Origin of the sequence: Sphingobacterium sp. UGAL515B_05 (assembly GCF_033097525.1) — a bacterium.
In the GTDB taxonomy this organism is placed as follows: Bacteria; Bacteroidota; Bacteroidia; order Sphingobacteriales; family Sphingobacteriaceae; genus Sphingobacterium.
The window spans coordinates 822,301-847,156 of the sequence record NZ_CP109907.1; the positions used below are offsets into that span (position 1 = coordinate 822,301).

Consider the following 24,856-nt stretch of genomic DNA (forward strand, 5'->3'; position numbering starts at 1 on the left):
TCAATCACTATACTTCTGCTATGAACAATCTTTTATTAGAACAGGTCATCAGATAACTTTGCAAACACACACGATCATGATAAAGAACTATATAAAGACAGCTTGGCGAACGATCAGGGCAAACCGATTTTTCAGTATCCTTAATATCAGTGGACTGGCCATAGGTATCTGTGTATCGCTATTGTTATTCGCTTTTATCCGACAGGAACTAAGTTTTGATACTATGTATCCTAAAGCTGAGCATATCTACCGCGTCTACATGAAACTATCCGCAGAATATAATCAGGAAAAAATGCTCTCGCTCCCTAATGCGGTAGGCCCAGCTTTAAAATCAGACATTACGCAGGTAGATAATATGGTACGTCTGGTAAAAGACGGTTATGGTGCAACGGCTTCTATCCGCAGCGGGAATGATAATTTCTCTGAAAAACAATTATACTTAGCAGATTCGACGCTGTTCTCGATATTTGATTTTCAATTTATTGAAGGGAATGCGCGTACTGCTTTTTCAAATAAAAAAAGCATCGTCCTATCCCAATCGTCCAAAGAAAAACTATTTGGAAAACAGGAAGCAGTCGGCAGAATAATCAGCATCAATCAACGGGATACCGTACAGGTAACCGGTGTCTTCAAAGATCTTCCTGCCAATAGCACATTAGATTGTAATATGGTCATGAATATTATGGATTCATGGATGGGTCAAAATGTACACTGGAGCAATGCGAGTTACGAAACTTATATCCTATTAAAAAAAGGTTCAGACCCAGCAGCCATTGCGCACGAAGCGAGCAAATTAATTGATAAGTACGTCAAAAAAGACAATCAATATTATACACAATTTTTCCTACAACCGTTATCAGCAGTACACCTCTATTCAGCAGATTTAACAAGTGGAGTTACTACACGTTCTGGAAATATAACCATCATCAGAACATTATCAGTCCTTGCCCTTCTCGTGATTATAATTGCATGCATCAATTATATGAATCTTGCGACAGCCAAATCACAGAAAAATGCAAAACAGGTAGGGGTCAATAAAGTACTTGGCGCTACCCGTCGGCAGCTCATTATCCGCTTTTTTGTAGAAACGGCAACCATTAGTCTTTCAGCTATGCTTATTGGGCTCGTCCTTGCCATAATACTCATTCCTGCGTTCAATTTGGTCGGTAAGACCGATATGACTATTCAGCATCTGCTGAATTGGAATATGCTAGGAATATTGGCTATAGCATGGCTAGTCATTACGCTGGTTGCAGGTAGCTATCCAGCATTATTCCTTTCAGGCATTAAATCAATATCTTTAATGAACAAAGGATACAATAAACAGGGTAAAACAATATTAATTAGACAAATATTGGTTGTGTGCCAGTTTTCTATTTCGATCGTACTGATTATTGGTATCAGTATTATGCTGACTCAAATGAGCTTTATCCGCAATAAGGATTTAGGATATCAACCTGAAAATGTTGTGTCTATTTCAATTCGTTCTTTAAAAAATCAAGAAAAGTTAAATACCCTTGGCCAACAAGTTCAAAACCTGACCAATACGGTAGCCACGACTTTCGCACAATCGATACCTGGATTCAATGAAAGTGGTAAATCAACTTATAAATTAACGACCGACAAACAAGGCTTACCCACACTGAGCTGCGTCACTTATGGCAAGACAATCAATACTTTAGGACTAAAATTACTTGCGGGGACAGATTTACCAAATGTGATCGGGCGTACAGACTCAACCTGTTATGTATTGATCAACGAAAAAGTAATGAAGTTTTTAGGTTATAAAACACCCGAAGAAGCTATAGGGAAACATATCGTTACAGAAATGAGTGCGACTAATTCCATTATATCAGGTGTTGTTCGAGATTTTAATTATGCCAACCTAAAATCTGAGATCGGTGGATATACCTACTATACAATGAATGCTCCTTCTGAGTCTCCTCGGAATTTATTGATCCGCTATAAAACAGCAGATCTTCAGACGTATATTGAGGAAATAAAAAAGATCTATACAGCTATTGCTCCCGATGCTGCATTTGATTTTTCTTTTTTAGACCAGCATGTACAGGATCAATATAACAATGAAATTCGTTCATCCAATGTCATGACTTTGTTTTCATTTTTGACACTATTTATTGCCTGTCTGGGTTTACTAGGGCTAGCTGCCTATACAGCTGAATCAAAAAGTAAAGAGATCGGCATACGTAAAGTTCTAGGTGCAAGTGTCAGTAGTATTATTCATTTGCTGTCCGCAAACTACATCAAATTAATCTGTATAGCATTTCTGATTGCAGGACCAATAGCATATTACTTATTTAATAGTTGGTTAAATGATTTTGTTTATCACATCGATATGCCGTGGTGGGCATATGTAGTCGCTGTCCTGACAGTGACAATTGTCGCATTTATTACAATTGGACTCCAAACTTTTAAAGCTGCATTACTAAATCCTGTCAATAGTTTGCGGGACGAATAGCAACACGCGCATATCAAATTGGAGGATTAACAAAAAACGAAATAACAATGATTGTAAATTCACTTAAAACAGCCTATCGTTTTTTAAAAAAACATAAGTTGATCACGTTTATCAATATCACAAGTCTTGCGATTGGTATTACAGCGACGCTAGTTATTTTCCTGATGATCCAATACGACTACAGTTTTGACAAACATGTTCCCAATCGACAACAGGTCTATCGTGTTGTCAATAACGGAGAGTTCAAAAATGCCGGCGTCTACGTACCGCTGGTACGCACCATGCAAGCAGAGTTGCCCAACTTGGAGGCCGTAGCCCCGATTTATCGAAGCCATGTCCAAAAACTGAAAGTTTCTCTGGCAACAGACAAATTCCAGACTTTTCCAAAAGAACAGAAGATGGTATTCACGAACAGTCAATATTTCGATATTTTCCCTTCAAAATGGTTGGCTGGTAGTGCTAAGGCTTTGAATTCATCCGGAAATATTATCCTTACAGAGAAAACATTAGAAAAGTTTTATGGAAAAGAACTGCCTGCAAATGTGATTGGCAAAACCATCATCTATGCAGATAGTATCCCACTTCAGGTCGCTGGTGTAATAGAAAATCCTCAGCATAATTCGGATTTCAATTTTGAAAGCTTCATCGCTGAGTCGACGATCCCTCAAGACAACAATTTAAAAAACATGTATACGTGGGAAGCTTGGAACAGCATATCGGATTCACATCAAGTACTCATCAAGACAAAAGCACAAAGCAATCCGCGTCTTCTGGAACGCAATATTGCTAATCTCCTTAAAAAATATAAATACAAAGAAGGAGAGAAAATTAACGATAAGCTTGAATTACAAGCATTGGCAGATGTACATTTTGATACAAGATTTAATTATGACGCGACCCATCCGGAAGCGCTTCGCAACCTTATTTTACTTGCAGTCTTCCTCTTAGCCCTGGGGGCCGTAAATTTCATCAATCTATCCACAGCGCAATCCATCGAAAGAGCCAAAGAAGTGGGTATTCGTAAGACGTTGGGTAGTTCTAAAACTACATTGATCAAACAGTTTTTGATCGAAACCTTTCTGATAACTTTGACTGCAACAGTACTTGCAGTCTTATTATTACCATTGTTCTTACATGTCTTTGAAGGATTTATTCCGAAAAACCTAAGCGTAGAAGGCCTAGACAAAACTGTTATTGTTTTCTTTCTATTTGGACAGTTGATCTTAGTAACCTTACTTGCCGGATTTTATCCTGCCTGGGTACTCACAGGATATGCTCCGGTGCTAGCGCTCAAAAATCAGCTTGGAAAGAATACCAATCTTTCCCGAAGTGCATGGATACGCAAAGCACTGACCATCTTCCAGTTTGTCATGGCCCAGGCTTTCCTGATCTGCGTGCTTATCGTCGTTCGCCAAATAAATTATGTTACGCATAAAGATATGGGCTTCCAGAAAGATGCTATAGTCAATCTATATATTCCTGGAGCGTTCCAAAATTCCGCCAAAGGTGTAGTTCTTAAAAATGAACTCAAAAAGCTAAAAGATATCAAGGCCATAAGTTTTGGGAATATCGCTCCTGCAATGAATGGCTGGATGACTACCGCAATCGCTTACGATCAATCGCCAAATAAGGAATCCTTGACTTTTGATAGCCGATCGGGTGATGAAAACTATTTAGATGTTTATCAGATTCCGCTTTTAGCAGGAAGAAATATCCGTTTATTGGATTCAACAAGTGAAATGTTGATCAATAGAAAAGGACTTGAACTACTGCATATCAAAAACCCGCAGGATGCCATTGGTAAAACCTTCGAAAATGGACAGAACATCATCGTTGGTGTGATGGAAGATTTTGATTTGGCTTCAGCACGACAAGGGGTTAAGCCAGTTCTTTATACAGGCAGTAAAGAAGGATATGTACTCCATATTGCCTTGGATCAATCGCATCCCGAAAACTGGAAAAACGCCATTGATAAAATAACATCAAGCTACAAATCGGTGTTCCCCGATGATGAATTGGACCTACGGTTTGTAGACGAGGTCATCCAGAACTTCTATACGCAAGAGAAGCAGCTGTCTAAGCTCCTTTCTTGGGCAGTAGGACTCTCTGTGCTAATTGCTGGATTAGGCTTATTTGGACTTGCCATATTTACGGCAAATCAGCGCACAAAGGAAATTGGAATTCGCAAAGTATTGGGGGCCTCTGTGTTCCAGATCACCTTTTTATTACTTCGGAATTTGCTGTCGTTGGTTGCAATAGCCTGTATAGTAGCTTTTCCAATTGCTTATTATTTTATGCATAGCTGGCTGAACGACTTTGTTTACCGAACCACAATAAGTCCTTGGATTTTCGGGCTGTCAGCCGTAGGGTTGATCGCCTTTGCCAGTCTTGTACTTTCAACCAAAAGTGTCTTTGCAGCAAAAGCAAATCCAATAAATAGTTTACGGGACGAATAGATCAGTTGATAAAACAATAGAGCGATCATTTTGACATGAATTAAGAATTTAAACCCTACAGCGATGATAAAGAACTTCATAAAAACCGCATGGCGAAGTATTTTTTCGAATAAATTCTACAGTGCCATTAATATTTTAGGATTAACCGCAGGAATGGTTGTGGGGATATTCCTATTGCTATGGATACAAGATGAGCTGTCCTTTGACCGATTCCACAAACATCAGCGCTCCATTTACAAAATTGGAATAGAAGGAGGAACGGGGATATCAAAACGAATCTTTGGATCCATCATTGCTCCGGTTGGAAATTTTGCAAAAAAGGAAATTCCTGAAGTCCAAGATGCAGTCCGTATTTTTAAGATTGGAGATGCCGCGCTTAAATACAAAGAGAAAAGGTTTAATGAAAAGAATTTTGCGTTTGTAGACCCCAGTTATTTTACTATTTTCGATTTTCCATTACTTCAGGGCAATTCAAGTCAACCTTTTCGTGATAACAATTCAATTGTCATCACCCAGCGTACCGCACACCGTTATTTTGGCGATGAAAATCCAATTGGAAAAACCGTAACGTTGGGTATTGAGGATCTTTGTGTTGTCTCAGGTGTGATTGCCGATTATCCTGAAAACTCAACCTTTCAATTTCAGGTATTGCTTCCTATTTCAAGGTTTAACGAACAGGCCTACATTAAAAATAAAACGACCTATGATAATAAGACCTTTCTATCTTCCATGGATGAAGATTGGTCCAATTTTTCATTCGAAACCTATCTGCAGCTGAGGCCTGACGCAAATCTTGCCACAGTTTCAAAAAAGCTACAGGCGATACACGAAAGGAACAAACCTGAGGATGCCCCTGTCCCATACGTTACACAAGCACTCGCAAAGGTGCATCTCTACCAAATGGATGGGAGTGATGCAGGAATTGACAATGTTCGAGTTTTTATAGGTGTAGCGATTATGATTCTTGTAATTGCAAGTATTAACTATATCAATCTTTCTACTGCACGGTCGTTGTCGCGCGCCAAAGAAGTAGGGATACGTAAAGTTATCGGCGCAGGTAAAAAGGAACTTTTTTTCCAATTTATATTGGAAACAACCATACAATTTGTCATTGCATCAGCATTGGCACTTGCCTTCGTATTTATTGGTCTCCCCTTATTTAATAATTTCTCGGGGAAGCAGATTTCCATACAACTCTTGAATCCTACACTATGGATAAGCGTGCTGATCATGCTTGTGGGAACACTTGCACTTACAAGTATATACCCTGCCCTGCTTTTATCGAAATTTGATCCGATTAAAGTACTTAAAGGCCGATTTACCATAAAAAATTCCAGTGCACGAAAAATATTGGTTGTGTTACAGTTCACAGTTTCGATCATCCTTATTACGCTAACAATTGTTATTGGCCGTCAATTGGATTTTATAAAACATCAAAATTTAGGCTACGAAAAGGATCATATTATTTCAGTTGCTATGGCACCAAAAATGTCCAATCATTTTGATGCTGTCAAAACCGAACTTCTAAAAAAAAAGGATATTGATGATGTTATCCGTCTTGGCCGGGATATGGTTTATGGTGGTGTTTCAACTGGGGACAACGATTGGGAAGGAAAACCCAGCAAATCAAATCTTTGGTTCAATATGACATACGCCGATCAATCTGCACTTAACTTTTTTAAGATAAAACTTACGCAAGGTCGTAATTTTACGGGCTCCATAGCAGATTCAACACATTTCATAATCAATGAATCGGCAGCGCGGGAAATGGGGCTAAAAGATCCGATTGGCACGCGCTTACGCATTCGAACAGTTACGGGAACTATTATTGGGGTTGTAAAAGATTTCAATTATGCGAGCGCTAGACAAAAGATTGAGCCTATGGTATTCCAATATAGCCCGAAAGATTGCTGGCAACTATACCTTAAAACAACAACTTCTGGTACAAAATCCGCATTAAACTCCTTGCAACAAATCTGGAAAAGTTATTATGATGATATGCCGATGAATTACAGCTTCCTGGACGAAAGCTATCAAAAGCAATATACGAATGAGCAGAAACAAGGCTCCTTATTCAATTTTTTTGCCCTGATCGCCATCGTCATCTCCTGCTTAGGACTCTTAGGACTATGCACCTATACAGCGCAGGTTAGAACCAAAGAAATTGGTATCAGAAAGGTTCTTGGCGCTACGGTATTCGGTATTATACGATTGTTAAACAAAGAATTTTTACTGTTAGTCATTTTAGCCAACGTCATTGCGGTACCAGTCGCTATATATTTCAGCATAAACTGGCTCAATGGCTTTGCCTTCAGAACGACTCTCCCATTTACCATATTTCTATATGCGGCGGGGATAACCATTGCTATTGCATTATTTACGGTGAGTTTCCAGTCCATCAAGGCGGCATACGCCAATCCTGTAAAAAGTTTGCACGATGAATAGTTTATATTTGAGAACCAATACAACACCATAAGATGATTCGATTATTCCTAAAAACAGCGTTGAGAAATTTGAAGCGCAGTCCCTTAAATACGACAATTAATATTTTGGGATTAGCACTAGGGTTTACTGTTGCTCTGATAAGTACATTATGGGTACTGAAACAATTTTCTTTTGATAAGCATTATAGCAATTATCAGCATATTTATCAGGTCATGATGACTGGGACTTTCAATGATGAGAAATCTACTGATCGCTCCACCCCTATTCCCTTGGTCAAAACGATCGCGTCTGATTTCAAAAATGAAATGCAAGATGCAGCACTGATCACGAATATGGAAAGCAATAATCTTAAGGTAGGTGATAAGAAGCTTAATGCACCGGGGTTTTACGCCATGGGAAAATTTGCCGAATTATTTTCTCTCGAATCTGTACAAGGAAATAGTACCACACCGAGCAATCCATCGACCATCATAATTTCAGAATCCTTAGCAAAACGACTGTTCGATAAGGTAGATATCATCGGGAAAACAATTCAATTGAACGGCAAAGAACAGTATACTGTTCAAGGTGTTTATAAAGATATTCCTGACAACAACACTTTTTATGGCTTAGATTATGTATTGCCCTTTGTCGATTATCTTGCAAAAGACCAAGGTATTGAAGAAAGCTGGTCCAGCTGCTATTTCAGCACTTTCGCCAAGATAGACAATGATGCCTTTGTTCCTGCTTTGGAAAATAAACTAACAAATATCATCAACAAAAAACTGACGGATATAAAACCTGAGATCCTGTTACATCCGATGTCCAAATGGCATTTATATGATTCGTTCAAGAATGGAAAGAACGTAGGCGGACAGATTCAATATGTATGGATGTTTGTTTGGATAAGCGTATTCATCATTTTATTGGCCAGTATCAATTTCATTAACCTGAGTACGGCAAGAAGCCTAAAAAGAGGAAAAGAAATCGGGGTTTTAAAATCTGTTGGCGTCAATCGCCGGCAGCTTATTGCAGGCTTTCTTGTTGAGTCAATCCTCGCTGTAGCCTGCGCATTTTTGTTAGCTGTTCTATTCGCTACATTGCTTTTGCCTTGGGTCAAAACGATTACACATACGACACTGTATATCCCTTTTGCCGATATTCGTTTCTATGGCTACTCCCTAGTTGGAATAGGCGTTATAGGTCTTTTAGCAGGTATGTACCCAGCTTTATTTTTATCGGCTTTTAACCCTATTCTTGCATTGAAAGGTAAAATCAACAGCCGAAAAGGCGGATCAAGAAGTAGAAAGGCAATGGTCATCGTGCAATTTGCTATTTCTATTTTCCTGATGATATCCACTTATCTGGTGATTCAGCAACTGCATTACACAAAGGATCGTCCAATAGGTTATAAAAGTTCAAATTTGATAAACATTACTTCATCCAATTCAACTATCGTCAAAAACTTTGATGTACTTCGAAAAGAACTGATCGGTCAGCGTCTTGTGGCAGATGCCGCCCTTTCTTCCAACTTTGTGAACCACCTATCCTTAACAGGTGGTGGCTTTAATTGGCAAGGTAATGATTCCAAAGACGGTGCGATCATGGGGATCTTCACCGTAGATGAAAACTTCGCGAATACTGTACAGTGGAATTTTATAAAAGGACGCAATTTTTCAAAAGATTTCAAAACAGATTCAACGGCTGTTATTCTGAACGAAGCGGCGGCCAAATTTATGGGAGTTACCGACCTAAACAGCAAACAGCTTTCACGTGCCGGTATCAATTACCACATCTTGGGTATTATTCAAAATACGCTTTCCGAATCTCCTTTCAAATCCATTACACCGACGGCTTATTTTCTAAAATTTTTACCAAAGAATAAAATAACGCTTCAACTGGATGAAAATCAAGACCTCAAACAAAACCTAAAAGCGATTTCCACAGCGTTCAATCGCATAGACCCTGATCTCATTTTTGATTATACATTTACGGATCAGGAATATGCCAAAGAGTTTCAACAGATGGAAATGATCAAGAGCTTAACCAGTTTATTTACAGGGTTGGCCATACTCATTTCCTGTCTCGGTCTCTACGCACTGGTTTCCTTTCTTACGGAGCAACGAGAAAAAGAAATCGGCATTCGTAAAGTATTGGGTGCATCAGAACTTGGCTTGTGGCGACTACTTTCCACAGAATACATTTGGCTCACAGGCATTGGCTTTTTACTCGCAGCCCCTTTAGCTTACCTCTTGATGGAATCTTGGCTCGAAAACTATGTCTATCGCATATCTATTACTTGGACGGTCTTTGCTATCACAGGCTTAACCGCGCTAATCATCACCATATTAACCGTTAGTTACCAAGCGATTAAAGCAACATTAGCAAATCCTGTAAAAACCTTAAGAAGCGAATAAGACCAATTTGTTCGGGGGCGGACACTATACTGTCCGTTTCCGAACATTTAAAACCGCCATAAAAACAAAACAAAATCCTAAAAATCAATACATTATATTTATGGCAAACGAATTGAACTACTTGGCTTTGCTATTTTTCGAATAACGGAGCCTTCTACTAAAGCGAGCTAAGTGACAAGAATATAGCCTAATTAAAGTCTAAATGCTCATAACCATGTTAAAGAACTATTTTAAAATTGCTTGGCGGAATATCAGAAAAAACAAGGGTTTTTCTCTTTTAAATATGTTTGGCCTTAGCATCGGAATAACATGTTTCCTATTGTTGGCAGCGTACATATATCATGAATCTAGTTATGAGCGTTTCCTTCCCAATGCAGACCGTCTAGCTTATATTAGCCTCACTTATAAAGCACCCAATAGCACGGAAGAAGTAAATTCCTCGGTTACACCGACCGGTTTAGCTCCGGCTTTACAAGCTGAATTTCCAGATGTAGAGCAGGCAACCAGATTCTACAGCTATTCCAAAGGCGGTAAAATAGAATCCAAAGAGGGACTAATAACTGAAAAAGGCCTACTTTATGCTGACCAAAATGTTTTTAAAACTTTAGGTTTTACCTTTCTCGAAGGTGATTCACGATCAGCCTTAGCAGAACCAAATCAGATTGTCTTAACAAAAAAGCTCGCAGCGAAATATTTCCCCAATCAGTCGGCCATCGGTCAGACACTATCCATTGACAAAGTCAACTGGAAAATCACAGGTATCATTGCAGACCTGCCAACAAATACACAGTTGAACTTCTCTGCACTCCTTTCCAATAAAAGATTAGAACGCTACAAAGAAATGGCTTGGTCATCTGCAAATGATATAACCATAGCGCTCCTAAAAAACAAAGATCAGTTCGGTTCGATCCAACAGAAATTGGACCAAATGACAAAATCAAAATTCGCCGAAGCAACAAAACAAGGCTATCAATTTCGATTTATCCTAGAAAAGCTGACCGATATCCATCTTCACTCCAAAGCAGCCGGGACAGGAAACATTACCTATATCTATATTTTAATAGCATTAGGTGCTGCGCTCATTGTGTTAACTTGCATCAATTTTACAAATTTGGTTCTAGCACATGCACTTGAACGAAAGAAAGAAATTGGTGTCAAGAAAGTTTTAGGTGCCGCAAGGAAAACGATATTCTTTCAGTTCTTTTTTGAATGTAGCATCATGGTCTTTCTAGCGGTTGCTTTTAGTCTTCTGACTACGGTACTTTTGTTACCCGTATTCAGTTCATTTATGGGTACCGAAATGAAATTAACCGTATGGACTGACCCTCGGTTTTATACGATTTTACTTGTTTTCATAGCCTTGTTGACGCTGCTTTCAGGTGGCTGGCCAGCCTATTCAATAGCAAGCTCAAAACCTATTTCCATTTTTAAGCGAAAATTGACCGAAAGACAAAGTGGTATATCTTTGAGCAAGGTACTCGTTACTTTTCAATTCAGTATCTCTATATTTTTTATTATCTGCACCTTATTTGCGAGTAGACAGATGGATTTTATCCAGTCTAAAAACACTGGATTGGATCGCTCTGATATGTTGGTCATTGATGGCCGAGGATGGCAAGATAAAGAAAGGCAGCTATTAAAAGAAAAGTTAATACAACTTAATAGTGTTCAAGGTGTAACGGCTTCCTATGATAATCCCGTGAATATCCATGGGGGGTACACTGTTGGCGAAGTAGAAGGCCAGCCTAGCGATTTTGAGATGAATGTTACTGCAATCCCAATCGAAAAAGATTTCGTCTCCGTGTTTCACATTCAGTCTGTTGCCGGCGAACCGCTTTCAGATACCGACATCTTACGTGCACGGGATAGCATATCACCTGAATATAGTTTCGTTGTAAATACACTAGCGGCATCTGCCATGGGCTTTACTCCTCAACAAGCTATCGGAAAGAAAATCAACTTAAACGGACGTAAAGGAAGCATCAAACAGGTCGTAGCCAGTTTCAACTTTGCTTCATTACACAACGAAGTCAAACCGATCGTACTCTTTCCCGAGTATTATTATTTTGGCAACATCTTTATTCGGCTCAATCCAGATACACCAATTAAAGATGCATTAGCTCAAATTAAGTCTGTCATCAAAGATATTGACTTAAAAAATAACTTCGAGTATCATTTTCTCAATGATGACTACAACAAGCTGTATCTAAAGGATCAACAAACAACACGGGTCATGCAGCTATTTTCCATCATTACAATTGCTATTGCCTGCATGGGATTATTTGCATTATCTGCATATGCCGTACAACAACGCTTCAAGGAAATAGGTATACGTAAAGTATTAGGTGCTTCAACGATCAAGATTGTCAACATATTGAGCGTTGACTTTATGGCCCTAGTCCTGTGTGCTGTATTGATCAGTGTACCCTTAGGCTGGTATGCCATGCACCGCTGGGTAGAGAATTTTGCTTACCACATCACGCTAGATTGGTGGGTATTTATTGTGGCGGCGATAAGTGCATTATTGGTATCATTTATCACCATTAGTTTTCAAACCATAAAAGCTGCGATTCTAAACCCGGTTGATAGTTTAAGAGATGAGTAATTGTTTTAGTAGCTATTAAAAATAAAGACACCCGATAAATAACAAGCTGGACCTTTAAAATTCAAGTTTTTTCTATTTATCGATACCTAATACGACAGATATGCTTAAAAATTACATCAAAATCGCATGGCGGAACCTGATGAAAAATAAATCCTTCTCCTTGATTAACATCATCGGGTTGGCGATCGGTATGGCCGGAGCATTACTTATAGCACTTTGGTTGCAGAACATGTTAACCATGGATCGCTTTCATGAAAAGGGAGATCGCCTACACATATTGAGTAATCGCGATGAGTTTCAAGGCGAAAAATCAGCCTGGGCATATACACCTAAAATACTAGCGCCCTCATTGGCTGCAGATTTTCCAGATATCGAAGCTTTTACCAGATATAATGAGGGGTCTCAATTTTTAACAACATTTAAAGAAAAGAAATTAATTGCAAACACGGTTTTTGTAGATCCTGGTTTTTTCAAGATGTTCTCCCTTCCTTTTGCCAAAGGCGAACAGAATATTAAGTTTGATAACCCAAAGGGTCTTGTTCTTACAGAAAGTTATGCAAAAGCTCTATTTGGCGGCGAAGATCCTATCGGAAAATCCGTTAAAATAGATTCGGTTAATCAGCTCTCCGTGCAAGCGGTACTCAAAGATCTTCCGAGCAATTCAAGTTTCAAATTTGACATCCTCCTCCCATTTGAATATGCAAAAATAATCGGTTATGTAGACGACAACTGGAGCAATAATTCAATAGCTACTTATGTTCTGTTAAAAGAAGGTACTTCAGTCAACGCATTTAACGACAAAATCAGAACCTATCTGAGAGATCATATCAATACGAGTAATAAAGCTGCCGGTTATACTTCTGCAAGAAATACGGGTGAGATTTTTGCCTTCCCCTATCCAGATTCTTTCCTTTACAATAGCGGAAAAGGAGGAAATTATACTTCCGGACGTATCGATATCGTCAAGCTATTTGCTTGGATCGGTGTATTTATTTTATTGGTGGCAAGCATCAATTTTATGAATTTGAGTACGGCACGTTCCGAACGCCGTGCAAAAGAAGTTGGTGTCCGCAAAGTAATTGGGGCAAATAAGACAAGCCTAATGGCGCAGTTCCTGGTTGAAAGCATATTAATTAGCCTGATCGGCATGGTACTAGCTACGTTACTTGTTTTTATTGTCCTGCCATTTTTTAACGAGCTGGTGGGAAAACAGCTGAGCTTATCGTTATTAAACTTACCAACCTGGCTTTTTTTAATTGGTTTTGCCTTATTTACGGGGGTGTTAGCGGGTATCTACCCGGCCTTTTTCCTATCTTCATTTCAGCCTATCAAGACCTTGAAAGGGAAATTTGTTTCTAAAACAAGAGGCCTTAGTATTCGCTCACTTTTAGTCGTCATTCAATTTAGTCTCGCTATTATATTGATTATCGCAACAGTCATTGTCGCGAAACAAATCCAATATACCAAAAAGCGCGACCGAGGTTACAATGAAAATGGGCTACTTTATAGCAGTATTCAAGGAGACTTGGAAAAGAATTATAAAATCCTGCGGGATGAGTTATTAGCCAGCAACGCAGTTGTTTCTGTATCGAAAAACATGTCGCCGGTAACCGATTTCTATAGCAATGGCTGGGGGTTTACGTCCGGGACACCAACGGAACAGGACAAACGCATTTCCTATAACCGTTTTAGTACCGATGCCGATGCCGTAAAAAATCTAGGCCTAACACTTATACAGGGGCGGGATATCGATATTTACAAGTTTGCGACAGACAGTACTGCCTTAATTTTAAATGAATCCGCGGTAAAAAGTTTGCACCTCAAAAACCCGGTCAATAGCATTGTGGATGGTGATGGCACCAAATGGACGGTGGTTGGTGTAGTCAAAGATTTTATCATTGGATCACCTTTTGGAGACAAAAAGCCTATGGTGATATTAGGACCGCAAGCCTGGTTTACAACGATTCACTACCGTTTAAATCCAAACAACGCAATAGCGGACAACTTAAAGACGATTGAGTCAATCTTTAAGAAATTTAATCCAGACTATCCTTTTGAATATCAATTCATCGATAAAACCTACGAAGAGAAATTTAAGGAAACTAAAGCAATAGGTACCCTTGCGATGGTTTTTGCTGGATTGACGATTTTTATTTCCTGTCTAGGTTTACTGGCATTAATCGCATATATGGCCGAAACACGCATGAAGGAAATTGCGGTTCGCAAAGTTCTTGGCGCAAGTGTCACCCAGGTAACATCTTTGCTTTCGATCGATTTTATCAAACTTGTTGTAGTGGCTATTTTTATTGCGACACCTATTGCTTGGTGGGCCATGGATAAATGGTTACAAGATTACAGTTATCGAATTGAGATACAGTGGTATTATTTTGTCATTGCTGGACTATTGGCTATTCTGATCAGTATGGCAACGATAAGCTATCAAGCAATTAAGGCTGCATTAGGCAACCCTGTTGACAGTTTACGCGATGAGTAGCCCAAAGTTTAACAACTTTGTTTCGTATAGTTTTAAAACATCAAGAAAGGCATGAATTCATTCAAACTTACTTTTCGCAGCCTCATTAGCAACCGACAATATACCTGGATCAATATCTTGGGCTTAAGTATTGGTTTTTCCTTGTGCCTTCTCGTATTTGCTCTTGTCATTGAAGAAAACTCGTATGACAAAAGCTGGAAAAATGCGGATCATCTCTTTCGGATTGTGACCATAGATTCAACTGCTGGCCTTGAACACCAAATGTCCAGAACATTCGTTAATTTAAGTACGGAACTCAAACAAGTATTCCCGGAGATTCAAAATGAGGCTCGGATAGAATCCAGAAAATATTATTTAAAACCGCATGCAAGCTCAGCACAGCCCATAGGCATACAGGTTTTGGAGTCGGAAATAAATATCTTGGATATGTTGAGCATCAAGGTTCTCGAAGGCAATCCCAAACAGCTGGTCCAAGGAAAAACAAACTTGCTCATCGGCAAAGAATTCAAAGAAAAGTACTTTAAGAACGAAGATGTCATCGGCAAAGTCATCCAAAGTGCCGACCCCTATACCGATCAGCCATCCGATTATATCATTACGGGTGTTATGGATAATCTTCCTTATAATTCAACGCTCAGAGCTTCCGCCATTGCTTTAGTGCCTAAAATGTCGATGGAATTAAGCAAAGATGGCTCGGGGTACTACACCGAACAATTTGTACAACTAAAACCCGGAACACCAAGAATAGATCTCGAGCAGAAACTAAATCATTGGTATAAAGGATACCTCAGTCCAAACACAAAACAGGTGACTTCCTTTCGCCTGCAGCCTATTCAGGATATATATATGGAGCCATTAGGCAGTGTAGATATCAGCGGCAACCAAAAAACAACAAACATATTTGTGGGTGTTGCCGTTTTGGTCTTTATTATTTCCTGTATCAATTTTATTAATATTTACGCTGTAAGAACAGTTAAAAAATTAAGGACACTTCATATACATAAAGTATTGGGGGCCAGCCGAGCCCAGATGATCAGACGGATGCTATTGGAAACAATCCTACTGTTTTTTATTTCTGCATTATGCAGTTTGGTACTCTTTAAACTTGGATTGTCCCAGCTGGAGCACTTTATAGGCTATGATCTCGCTTATATTAAATCCATACAGCTCCCGTTGCTATTGGCATTTATGATGACTGCAATTGCCCTTGGCCTGCTAATTGGTTTTTATCCAGCATGGCTGATCTCCGGTATTAAGAGTTCAGATGCCTTAAAAAATAAGCTATCAAAAATTCCCAATGCAGAAGTCCTTATCAAAAAAATGCTTATCACAACACAGTTTAGCATTGCCATTATCGTCATCATTGGCCTTATAACAATCAAGTCCCAACTCAGCTATATGCAAGCAGCTCCCTTGGGAATGGAAGTCAAAAATGTGCTGAACATCGATTATTTTAACAAGGGTACACAAAATACAAATATAAAAGATCGAATTGGTCAACTTACCGGGGTTGAATCGGTCAGCGTCGCTGCCTGGACGCCGACAATCGGGTCGGGCTACCTTGCCAAGACAATCGTCGACAAGGACGATCCAGGGAAAAATATCCAAGTCAGTTTCATCGGTGGCGATGTCGATTTGTCCAAGACTTTGGGAATCCAGTTGGTTAAAGGTCGATTATTGACTCCTGAAGATTATACGCCTGTAGAAATGGATCTGGGAGAAGACGATGGTATCAATAATGCCCTTGTGACGGAAAGTACGGCAAAAAAGCTTGGGATAGACAAACTCGGTATCCTGTATAAGGACCTTCAAATTATCCCCGTTGGAATCATTAAAGATTTCCATAGTGAGTCTTTTCGTAGCAAAATAGTACCAACAGTGATTTTGGCAAAAGATTTTAACGGAAACGGCAATATTCTGATAAAAGTAGGGAAAGGACAAGAACAACAAATCTTTCGATCGGTATCTCATATTATACAAAATACCTATCCTGATAAACACGTTTCCTTCCATTGGATAGATGATTTGATTGCAAAACAATATGAAAAAGAGAGCAAGCAAGTGCAATTATTTATCCTATTCAGTGCATTGACATTGTTGATCTCCGCCTTAGGAATCACAGGATTGATTATGCAAAATCTCGAACAGCGCACCAAAGAAATTGGCATACGCAAAGTCCTAGGCGCAACAGTGCTCGACATATCACGTCTCTTTTCAAAAGATTATCTCATCTTATCCACCTTGGCTATTTTTATTGCCAGTCCAATAGCGGGGTATTTTTCAAAAAAATGGCTCGAAGATTATGCGTACAATGTGGGCGTACAATGGTGGTTCTTTATTCTTGCCGCGCTTGCCATCTTTTTGATCAGCATCATTACTGTCAATTTCCAAACAATACGTGCCGCACTAAACAATCCAGTAGATAGCTTACGAAACGAGTAAATATTCATTTATAGTAATAAAAGGGGCCTCAATATGATCAAGAACAATTTAAAAATAGCATGGCGAAATTTAATACGCAATTTCTCCACTTCGTTTATCAACATTGCTGGGTTAGCCGTTGGAATTGCGACCTGCTTATTGATCAGCTTATATGTAATCGATGAGTTTAGTTTTGATCGTTACAACGAGCATGCAGACCGTATTGTACGTGTTGTTTTCAGAGGAACTGTAAAGGGCGGAACCATCAACGAGGCGCATGTGATGCCACCCGTGGCTTCGACTATGAAGTCAGAGCTGCCCGAAGTTGAAGAAACTGCACGACTGAGAATCGGTGGATCCCCCCTATTTGTCGTCAACAACAAAGTTTTCCACGAAGAAAAGATGGCTTACGTGGATGCATCCTTCTTCAAAATCTTTACCCTTCCTTTTATTAAGGGAAATAAGTCTACAGCAATTGCTAATCCCAATGCGGTAGTTATATCCGAATCTACTGCCTTAAAGTATTTTGGTACGAAGGACGTGGTTGGACGGGATCTTTCGGTCAAAGACAATCCGACAATCCTCAAAATCACCGGTGTCATCAAAGATATTCCTAAAAATTCTCATTTTCATTTTGATGTATTCACCTCTTTGGATGCACTGGAAGATTCACGATCAGATTCGTGGATGACTTCCGAATATTATACTTATGCGCTGCTTTCGAAAAATGCTTCACGTGAAAAGCTCGAAAAAAACTTAGCCACGCTATTCGACAAACATGTCGCCACACAATTTATGGCAGGTTTTGGCATGAGTTACCAAGAATACAAGAAAACGGGAAATCAGATCGGTCTTTACCTACAGCCGCTCACAGATATCCATCTACATTCGAATTTCAACTACGACCTCAGCGCTCCGGGGGATATACGTTACGTTTATATTTTTAGTGCTATTGCACTCTTTATGCTATTGATTGCCACAATTAATTTCATGAATCTATCTACAGCCAGTGGCTTTAGACGGTGTAAAGAAGTAGGAGTACGAAAAGTATTGGGTGCCGACAAGCAAAACCTGATGCGACAATTTATGCTGGAGGGCGTCCTCCTGACTTATATTTCTTTGGGAATAGCTTTGGGAATTGTTTTACTTGCCCTTCCTTTATTTAATCAGATTTCAGGAAAAGAGATTGAAATTCAAAAACTTGACGCTTTTAAAATTATCCCGTTCCTGCTGACTTTTGGTTTAGTCGTCGGTTTATTTTCCAGCAGCTATCCCGCGTTATATTTATCCTCATTTAATCCGCTCCGTGTATTAAAAGGGAAAATAAGTCGTTCGACTAAAGGCCTTAATTTACGCAGTGGGCTTGTTGTATTTCAATTCATCATTTCCGTCGGACTTATCTTTGGAACCGTGGTCGTTGTTCAGCAGCTGGATTATATGCGTCATATTAAACTTGGATATAACAAGGATAATGTCCTTATTATACCGAGCTGGCCTTTGGGGAAAAACGAAAAGACATATTATAATTTATTGATGCAAGACAGCAGAATCAAACATGTCTCTCATTCGTCCTATCTCCCCGCCGGAGAAAGTAACAACAACAATTTTTTCATCTATCCAGATGGCAATACTGATCAATGGGTCAAAACGATTCGTTACGATATAGATGAAGAATATATTCCGGTTATGGGTATGCAGCTTAAAGAAGGACGAAATTTCACAAAAACATTTGGTAATGACAGCCTTTCTGTCATCATCAATGAAACCGCAGCAAAAGATCTCGGTTGGAACGATCATAGTCTTGGTAAAATATTGACCAATAAAGACAACAAAAGCTATCGTGTTATCGGTGTCGTTAAGGATTTCCATTTTCGCTCTTTACATGAGCAGATCTCCCCGCTTGTGATGGTTCTTAGCGATCAAGCCGGGAGTTTGATTCTCAAAACCCAAACAGCCGATATGGAGAAGCTCATTCAAAAATTAGCATCTCTCTATCGTTCCTTTCCAACAGACATTCCATTCAGCTATTCCTTTCTGGATGACCGATACGCACAAACCTACCAAGCAGAGGTGAAAACGGGTAAATTACTGAGCATCTTTGCGGGACTGACAATTTTTGTGGCCTGCCTTGGTTTATTCGGCTTGGCTATTTTCACCGCCAATCAACGCAGAAAAGAAATAGGGATCCGAAAAGTTGTTGGAGCTACAGTTCCCGACATCACGCGCATGCTTTCCACGGAGTTCGTCAAACTCGTGCTAATAGCCATTATCATTTCTTCTCCCCTAGCTTGGTGGATGATGCATAAATGGTTAGAGAATTTTGCGTACCGTATTGAGATGCAATGGTGGATGTTTGTGCTAGCAGGAGCGCTAGCCGTTTTTATTGCTTTAATTACTGTAAGTTCACAAGCGATACGCGCGGCCCTAACAAAGCCTGTTGACAGTCTACGTGATGAATAAAAAACGTTTATAATTATCGATACAATAACCTCAAACAATGATTCAGCTATATTTTAAATCAGCTTTAAGACAATTATTTAAACATGGCTACTATACAATGCTGACGATATGCGGGCTAGGGTTAGCCATGGCCTGTAGTTTGTTTATCTACATCTACAATAGTTTCCAATTGAGCTTTGATCAGTTTCACGCCGATAAAGATCGAACCTTTTTAGTCGTACAAGATTTAAAATTGGACAAGATAGAACACAGCAAAGGGGGCGCTTATGCCATGTATGACGCCATATCTCGTGAAATTCCCCAAGTAGAAAAAACAGCATTATATATCGATAATAAAAATCTTACGCTACGTATAGAGGATCAATTATATCAGACAGCAGGCAAAGCGTCATTTACTTCCTCCAGCTATTTCAACATATTAAATTTTCCTTGGATACAAGGCAAACCGGAGGAACTGGATCAACCCAATACGGTAGCCTTGACTAAAAGTATTTCAAAAATTTATTTTAAAGATGAAAACCCGATCGGAAAAATAATTTTAGTAGATGGCAAATTCCCCATAAAGGTCATCGGTATCATCGATGACAGCAAGAGAAATTCCGATTTTCGTTCGGATATCTATATATCGTTAAATTCACTGACAAATTTATGGCAGATTCCCAAAGATGATGGATTCTTTCTCAATTGGGGCTATACTAATTCAAGTAACAACATCATATTAAAACTAAAACATACATCCGATCAGGCTGCTGTGGAGAAAAGTATACAAAAGCTAATCACGAAATATTGGGACAAGGATGTACTTCAATATTTTCATTATAAGCTACTGCCACTACCCCATTTTCATTTTGACGCGGATTATGGCAAAGGGACCCAACGAACCTTATTGAACATCTTAGTTGTTATCGCCGTGGGCATCGGTGTTATGGCATTTATCAACTATAGTAATATCGTATTTGCCCAACAAATGAACCGGAGCGTAGAAATGGGGGTCAGAAAAATACTAGGGAGTTCCAAGCAGCAACTGTATTACCAGTTTCTGACCGAAACCTTGCTGTTGACAGCGTGCTCAGTCTTATTTGCGTTATTACTATTGAGTCTTTCCATCTCCTGGGCCAATCAATACCTATTTGAAGATGAGCCCGTGCAAATTATCAACCTGTATTCATTTTTGGGTACAATTGGAATCCTCTGGACATCTACCGCACTAGTCACCTCCGTTTACCCGCTGATCTTTGTAAATCGAATGAAAATCCAGCAAGCATTAAAAAAGTTGACCATAGGCCCATGGAGCTTAACCAGAAAATCTTTTATTGTCGTACAGAATATAATCGCCATGATTCTTCTGATTGCCACGTTCGTTATTGTCTTACAGGTAAACCATCTCAAGCAGACCGATATTGGCTTTAATCGTGAACAAGTGGTTCTCTTTCCCATGACGAATAACATGCTGAAATCAAAAGAGAAAATTGCACATTTCCTTCGTGATCGAACGGAAGTGCAATCATTTACTTTCTGTGACAATCCGCCATCATACGAAAAAGTATGGGGTGGAACTTTTCAATTTGATAACAGATCAGAATGGGAAAAATGGCCTGCTAGGTATACAATCGGCGATTCAACCTATATTAGGACCTTTCACATCAAATTATTGGCCGGACGGAATTTTGATGACAATCCACAAAATCCAGAATTTTTAGTCAATCAGCAGATGGCTACTACATTGGGATTTAAAAACCCCAATGATATCCTTGGCCGAAATTTGAATGCTGGCGGGCTCAATGAAGAGCACATCGGAAAAATTGTAGGTGTAGTTGCAGATTTTAGCACCAATTCGCTCAACGAGCCTATATCCCCTACCGTAATTGGCTACAATGAAAGCCGATTAAAAAATCTGGCCGTTAAGTTTAAGGGACATAAGCAAGATATATTATTGAAAACGCTAGCGCTACAATGGAAAAACTGGTATCCTGATGAAGTTTTCCAATATAAGTTTTACGATCAGCAAATTGCTAACCTTTACAAAAAAGAAGCGTTGGTTGAAAAACTTATCTGGATTGCGGCTATTGTATCGCTATGTATCAGCTCACTTGGTTTTTTAGGTTTGCTGTCCATCAATATCCTCAAACGCACAAAAGAAATTGGCATACGAAAAGTACTTGGCGCTTCCGTTTCAGGTATTGTCATTTTGCTATCTCAGGACTTTTTCAAGTGGATGGCTATTGCCTTCACTATTGCCACTCCTGTAGCATTTTATCTCATGGAGCACTGGTTAACTAATTTCCCATTCCGAATAGAAATTAGCTGGTGGATCTTTTCCCTTGCTTTCTGCACTGGATTAATCTTGACGTTATTGGTCGTTGCACTACAATCCATCAAGGCTGCAATAGCAAATCCGGTCCATAGTTTACGGAACGAATGATTGACTGCTGCGACATGGAACAGGATCTCCAGCTACAGGCATCCGCCGAGCTGGAGGTTGAATGCTGTACAATATTGAACGGCAAACTGTCCGATATCGAACAGCATTCAGCAGCACAACAGCAATAAAAAACTAACTATCAACAATATATACACTTGGCCAAACATTTGTATTTTTATTTTTCTATGTCGAGGCCCCATTATACTAACAGCTTCACGAACGGAATAAATTCTTATTACAAAGACAATGAACTTTACAAACTTTAAGATTGCTTGGCGAAATATTCGAAAGAAAAAAGTGCAAAATCTGATCAATCTAATTGGATTGACCTGCGGTATTACTTTTCTACTACTTGTAGGCGCCTATGTCTGGGATGTACACCAAGTGAATAGCAATATCAAAAATATTGATCGGCAATTTTTGTTGCAAAGCAAGTATAAGAAAGAAGGATTTGGTATTAACTTAACCACATTAGGGGCGCTCCCCAAAGCCTTACATGAGGAGTATCCTAATCTTGTCTCTAATTATTATCGGATTGATGGATTGACAGGTATCGTAGCAAACGGAGCAACAATCCATGAGGAAGGGATGTCTCTCGGAGATCCTAGTCTATTGACGATGTTCGGATTCGATATTTTAGCGGGCAATCCCAATACGGCTTTGAATAATCCCTTTTCAGTTGTTATCAGTGAAAAAGCTGCTATAAAATATTTCGGACAAGTGGACGTACTTGGAAGGTCGCTACAAATAAAAAATTTCAAGGGTGAAAAACACGATTTTGAAATTACAGCAATCATCAAATCCGACGTCCAAAATGCCATTATGGATCTCACAAAGAATATGCATGCCGACATATTTTTACCGATCATCAACGAGCAATTCTTTGGCCGATCTATAGACAATTGGAATAATCCATATATTGCTGGTTACATTGAATTGAAGCCAGGTATCAGTTTGGAACAGGTAGACGCTGCCATAGAGACACTGGTAAGCAAAAATACAGATAAGGAATTTTCCAGCCAATATAGCCCTAGTTTAAAACCATTGAAAACCTATTATTTGGACGACAACCAGGGGGCTGTTCGCAAAATGATACGGACATTGGTCTTGACGGCTATTTTTATCTTGATCATGGCCATTATAAATTTCATTAATTTTAGTATCGCTCAGCATATTACGCGATTAAAGGAAATGGGTGTTCGCAAGATGATGGGATCGTCTCGGGTGCAACTTATTAACCAACTGATGACCGAATATATCCTGATCGTGGCCATAGCAACATTCATCAGTCTGCCAATCTATATCGTGACAAGCCCAATCTTCGAACATATCTTGATGCGCAAGCTGCCTACGTTAATGGAATTGCCGATTTATTTTTTTGGTCTACTGGGTATAATGACCTTATTAATTGGTTTGCTGGCGGGTCTATATCCTGCAATCAAGCTTTCCAATATAGCGGTACTTCCGGCAGTCAAAAATCAGTTTTCGACGCTGGGAGGCAAACAGCTGGTACGAAAAATTCTTTTGTTTTTTCAATTTGGGGTAGCCTTGCTCCTGCTTGTCTGCACACTAATTATTTCCAAACAAGTGGATCTATTTCTCCATAGCAATCTAGGTTACAACAAGGACTACTTATTAACCGTTCAAGTACCTAGAGATTGGTCCGAAAATGGTGTTCGCAAAATGGAGACTTTACAACATGAACTCAGCCAGCAACCAGAAGTAAAATCTGTAAGCTTATCTTATGAAACACCGGGATTACTGGGATTCAATATGCAATCTGCATTCGGTACGGTTGAAAACAAAGAAATCCAGGTACAACGGATTACAAGTGATAGTCACTTTTTGGGAACCTATGAAATACCACTAATTGCGGGAACTTTTCTTCCTGAAAACTATGCTACTCATGCGGATAATAGACCAGTTGTCATCAACAGGAAAGCTATGGATGATTTTGGCTTTAAAAATGCCGAGCAGGCGATTGGTCAGCAAATAGCAATAAATGATCCTAGTTATAAAATGACTATTGTGGGCGTTGCTGAAAATTTTGTAGCCAACACACTTCATCAGGCATCCCCGCCAATTATCTGGATAGATGTACATGAGAGCCTTCAATACCGATACCTCAGTATTCGCTTACAAAAAGGCTCTCTTTCCAATACAATACAACAACTAGAAAAAAAATGGAAAACCTTGCTGCCTGATGCACCATTCGAGTATCAATTTATGGATGAACGTATCAAAAGTTTATATGAAACTGAGTTGCAGCTGCATCGCGCTTCCCAGATTGCTACGGTTGTTTCGCTACTGATCGTGGCTTTGGGACTTACTGGATTAATATCGCTTTCCATCCATCTTCGCAATAAAGAAGTAGGCATTCGTAAAGTACTTGGAGCTTCACTAGCACATTTGATGTTACTCTTTTCAAAAGAGTACTACGGAATCTTCCTATTTGCTGCATTTACGACAGTTCCACTGAGTTATCTATTGATGCAATACTGGCTGCAAAATTACATTATCCGAGTAGAAATCAATGCATTTACCTACTTGTTACCGTTGGGGACTTTGATCGGTTTGCTGAGTTTATTGGTGGGCATTATTGTATTTCGATCAACCCGGTTTAATCCAGTTGAAAAATTAAGAGATGAATAATCTAAGAAACTAATCCACATAAACAG

At 39.3% G+C, this 24,856-nt stretch carries 10 protein-coding genes; all 10 read left to right on the forward strand.

Annotated elements, in window-relative coordinates; all coding sequences use genetic code 11:
• The first annotated feature begins 76 nt into the window (after positions 1-76).
• The 10 genes from OK025_RS03275 to OK025_RS03320 all read left to right on the forward strand — a co-directional run bounded on the left by OK025_RS03275 (position 77) and on the right by OK025_RS03320 (position 24,830).
• Entirely contained in the window at positions 77-2,479 is a 2,403-nt protein-coding gene (locus tag OK025_RS03275) for an ABC transporter permease (RefSeq protein ID WP_317668320.1), read from the forward strand.
• 47 nt (positions 2,480-2,526) lie between these two features.
• A complete protein-coding gene (locus tag OK025_RS03280; RefSeq protein WP_317668321.1) occupies positions 2,527-4,935 on the forward strand; it encodes an ABC transporter permease in 2,409 nt (802 codons plus the stop codon).
• A gap of 63 nt (positions 4,936-4,998) precedes the next feature.
• Positions 4,999-7,380, forward strand: coding sequence for an ABC transporter permease (locus OK025_RS03285; RefSeq protein WP_317668322.1), 2,382 nt, complete (start codon positions 4,999-5,001; stop codon positions 7,378-7,380).
• Between the two features lie 32 nt (positions 7,381-7,412).
• On the forward strand, positions 7,413-9,776 hold the full coding sequence (locus OK025_RS03290; protein ID WP_317668323.1) for an FtsX-like permease family protein: 2,364 nt from the start codon (positions 7,413-7,415) through the stop codon (positions 9,774-9,776).
• A gap of 214 nt (positions 9,777-9,990) precedes the next feature.
• Positions 9,991-12,381 (forward strand): ABC transporter permease, encoded by a 2,391-nt coding sequence (locus tag OK025_RS03295; RefSeq protein WP_317668324.1) that lies wholly within the window; start codon positions 9,991-9,993, stop codon positions 12,379-12,381.
• A gap of 100 nt (positions 12,382-12,481) precedes the next feature.
• Entirely contained in the window at positions 12,482-14,875 is a 2,394-nt protein-coding gene (locus OK025_RS03300; protein WP_317668325.1) for an ABC transporter permease, read from the forward strand.
• Positions 14,876-14,926: 51 nt separating this feature from the next.
• On the forward strand, positions 14,927-17,317 hold the full coding sequence (locus OK025_RS03305; protein ID WP_317668326.1) for an ABC transporter permease: 2,391 nt from the start codon (positions 14,927-14,929) through the stop codon (positions 17,315-17,317).
• A gap of 33 nt (positions 17,318-17,350) precedes the next feature.
• Positions 17,351-19,756 carry an ABC transporter permease gene (locus tag OK025_RS03310; protein ID WP_317668327.1) on the forward strand — a complete coding sequence of 802 codons (2,406 nt, stop codon included), beginning with the start codon at positions 17,351-17,353 and terminating at the stop codon, positions 19,754-19,756.
• Between the two features lie 37 nt (positions 19,757-19,793).
• Positions 19,794-22,178 (forward strand): ABC transporter permease, encoded by a 2,385-nt coding sequence (locus OK025_RS03315; RefSeq protein WP_317668328.1) that lies wholly within the window; start codon positions 19,794-19,796, stop codon positions 22,176-22,178.
• Positions 22,179-22,424: 246 nt separating this feature from the next.
• Entirely contained in the window at positions 22,425-24,830 is a 2,406-nt protein-coding gene (locus OK025_RS03320; RefSeq protein ID WP_317668329.1) for an ABC transporter permease, read from the forward strand.
• Positions 24,831-24,856: the final 26 nt, after the last annotated feature.